The 3,102-nt window shown below is 64.6% G+C and carries 5 protein-coding genes; all 5 read left to right on the top strand.

Features of this window, described 5'->3' with window-relative positions; genetic code table 11:
* On the top strand, positions 1-187 hold a 187-nt coding region (locus tag ADBZ5N_RS18290), incomplete at its 5' end, for a ParA family protein (protein ID WP_526259929.1).
* Between the two features lie 11 nt (positions 188-198).
* A complete protein-coding gene (locus tag ADBZ5N_RS18295; protein ID WP_526259931.1) occupies positions 199-1,053 on the top strand; it encodes a segregation/condensation protein A in 855 nt (284 codons plus the stop codon).
* Positions 1,050-1,763: an SMC-Scp complex subunit ScpB gene (gene scpB / locus ADBZ5N_RS18300; protein WP_526259933.1), complete on the top strand. Its 714-nt coding sequence runs from the start codon at positions 1,050-1,052 to the stop codon at positions 1,761-1,763. Before ADBZ5N_RS18295 ends, scpB begins: the two co-directional genes overlap by 4 nt.
* Positions 1,760-2,512, top strand: a complete 753-nt coding sequence (locus ADBZ5N_RS18305) for a pseudouridine synthase (RefSeq protein ID WP_526259935.1) — start codon at positions 1,760-1,762, stop codon at positions 2,510-2,512. Before scpB ends, ADBZ5N_RS18305 begins: the two co-directional genes overlap by 4 nt.
* A partial coding sequence (cmk, locus tag ADBZ5N_RS18310) for a (d)CMP kinase (RefSeq protein ID WP_526259937.1) occupies positions 2,509-3,102 on the top strand: 594 nt, incomplete at its 3' end. The genes ADBZ5N_RS18305 and cmk, both read left to right, overlap by 4 nt.

Genomic DNA, 3,102 nt, shown 5'->3' on the forward strand with positions numbered 1-3,102 from the left:
GGAAGTGATGGCGCGGGTACTGGAACGATTCAGCGAACTCGTCTTCGACACTGTCATAACTCGAACCGTCCGATTCCCGGAGACCAGCGTCGCGGGGGAGCCGATCACCACATGGGCCCCGAAATCAGGCGGCGCGCAGGCATACCGTGCGTTGGCCCGCGAGGTCATCGACCGCTTCGGCAAGTGACTACCGAATCCATGACGGATCAGGGGCCTGCGCAGGTCTCCGACGACGGCTCACAGACAGGCCCCGACACACGCTCCGAGAAGGGCTTTCGGGTCCGGCTGACCAACTTCGAAGGTCCATTCGACTTGCTGTTGCAGCTGATCTTCGCCCGCCGTTTGGACGTCACCGAGGTTGCTCTGCATGCGGTGACCGACGAGTTCATCGCCTACACCCGTGAAATCGGTCGTGAACTCGAACTCGACGAGACCACCACCTTCCTCGTGATCGCCGCCACCCTGCTGGATCTCAAAGCGGCGCGACTGGTGCCGGCCGCAGAGGTGGAGGACGCCGAGGACCTTGCCCTGCTGGAGGTCCGCGACCTGCTGTTCGCCCGATTGCTGCAGTATCGGGCGTTCAAGCATGTCGCCGAGATGTTCGCCGAATTGGAGGCTGCGGCACTGCGCAGCTACCCACGGTCGGTTGCCTTGGAGGACCGGTTCGCTGATCTGCTTCCCGAAGTGATGCTCGGCGTGGATCCGATGACCTTCGCGGAGATCGCGGCTTCAGCGTTCACCCCGCGACCGGTTCCGACCGTGGGAACCGATCACCTGCATGCCTCCCGGGTGTCGGTGCCCGAGCAGGCGGAGCGGTTGATGGAGTTGCTCGAGCGTCGCGGCAGAGGGCATTGGGCGTCGTTTTCGGATCTGGTCGCCGACTGCTCCGAGCCCATCCAGATCGTCGGGCGGTTCTTGGCGCTGCTCGAGCTCTATCGCGCCCGGGCGGTAGCATTCGAGCAATCAGAACCGCTTGGTGTGCTTCAGGTTTCGTGGACCGGAAACCGTTTGGCGAACGAAGAGCTGGTTAGAGCCGAGTGGGAAGAGCAATGACCGTAGAAGCTGGCCAGGAATACAGCGGTGAAGGCACCGAGGAGTCGGAGCTCGACACCGTCTACGTCGACGACGTCGACGACGAGGAGTTGGCTCGGGTGCTGGAAGCCCTGCTGCTCGTGGTCGACACCCCGGTGAGCGCTGAGGCGCTGGGGGCGGCCACCGAGCAGCCGGTCCACCGCGTCACCGAGATCCTGGAACGATTGGCGGAGGACTTCACCGCCCGCCAGAGCGGCATCGAACTGCGCGAAGCCGGCGGCGGCTGGCGGATGTACACCCGCGCCCGGTACGCCCCCTATGTCGAACGATTGCTGATGGACGGGGCGCGCTCCAAGCTGACCCGTGCCGCGTTGGAGACCCTCGCCGTGGTTGCCTACCGCCAACCGGTCACCAGGGCGCGGGTGAGCGCGGTGCGTGGGGTGAATGTGGACGCCGTGATGCGCACGTTGGTCGCGCGGGGGCTGATCACGGAGGCGGGTAACGACCCCGATACGGGGGCGACGACGTTTTCCACCACGGAACTCTTTCTGGAACGGCTTGGCTTGTCTTCACTTGCGGATCTGCCGGACATCGCGCCGCTGCTGCCGGATGTCGACGTGATCGACGATCTGAGCGAAAGCCTGGACAGCGAGCCGCGTTTCGCGAAACTGGCCGGGGAGTCGCAAACCGAAACGCCGGTCGCCTTCGATGTCGACACCAGCGACAGTTGAGTCCGGTGCCCGATCAGGAAGGCGTCCGGCTGCAGAAAGTGCTTTCGCAGGCCGGCATCGCCTCCAGGCGTGTTGCCGAGCGGATGATCACCGACGGCAGGGTGGAGGTGAACGGCCGCACCGTGACCGAACTCGGCACCCGGGTAGATCCGGATACCGCCGATATCCGGGTCGACGGCAGCAGGATCGTTCTCGACGACTCGATGGTGTATCTCGCGGTGAATAAGCCCCGTGGGATGCACTCGACGATGTCCGATGACCGCGGCCGGCCGTGTATCGGGGATCTCGTCGAGCATCGGGTGCGCGGTAACCAGAAGCTGTTCCACGTCGGCCGACTCGACGCCGACACCGAAGGGTTGCTGTTGCTGACCAACGACGGCGAACTGGCGCATCGACTGATGCACCCGTCCTTCGAGGTGTCGAAAACGTACTTGGCCACGGTCGCCGGTTCGGTGCCGCGCGGCTTGGGCAAGACCCTGCGTTCCGGTGTTGATCTCGAGGACGGTCCGGTGCGGGTGGATGATTTCGCTGTGGTGGACGCCGTTCCAGGCAAGACCCTGGTGCGGGTGACCCTGCACGAGGGTAGGAAGCATATTGTCCGCAGAATGCTCGCGGCAGTGGGATTTCCGGTGCAGGCGCTGGTTCGAACCGACGTGGGCGCGGTCAGTCTGGGTGAGCAGCGGCCGGGCAGTATCCGGGCCCTGACCCGTAAAGAGGTCGGCGAATTGTACAAGGCGGTCGGGATGTGAGCGGTGTGGTGATTGCGATCGACGGTCCTGCCGGTACCGGAAAGTCAAGTGTTTCAAGGGGTTTAGCGCATATGCTGGATGCGCGCTACGTCGATACCGGGGCGATGTACCGAATCTCAACCTTGGCCATGCTGCGGGCCGGTATCGATCTGGAGGATGCAGAGGCTATCGCCGCGGCGGCTGAAGTGCCGCTGTCGGTGGGTTTTGATCCGCAGGTCGAACAGACCTACCTCGATGGGGAGGACGTGTCGGTGCAGATCCGCAGCGAGGAGGTGACTCGCGCGGTGTCGGCGGTGGCGGCTGTCCCCGCAGTCCGGTCGCGCCTGGTCCAACTTCAGCGTGAGCTTGCCGACTGTCCCGACAGTGTGGTCGTCGAGGGTCGTGATATCGGGACGGTGGTGCTGCCCGGTGCCGACGTCAAGATTTTCCTGACCGCCTCCGCGGAGACCCGCGCGCGCCGACGCAACGATCAGAACATCGCCGCCGGCTTGGCCGATGAATACGAAATCGTTCTGGCCGACGTGCGACGTCGGGATCATCTCGACTCCACCCGTGCGGTGTCGCCGTTGCGCCCGGCCGAGGATGCGCTC

Source organism: Mycobacterium sp., assembly GCF_044370595.1.
Lineage (GTDB): Bacteria > Actinomycetota > Actinomycetes > Mycobacteriales > Mycobacteriaceae > Mycobacterium.

Coding starts and splice junctions, on each gene's coding strand:
- ADBZ5N_RS18295 (WP_526259931.1), top strand. CDS start 199: ATGACGGATCAGGGGCCTGCGCAGGTCTCCGACGACGGCTCACAGACA.
- scpB (WP_526259933.1), top strand. CDS start 1,050: ATGACCGTAGAAGCTGGCCAGGAATACAGCGGTGAAGGCACCGAGGAG.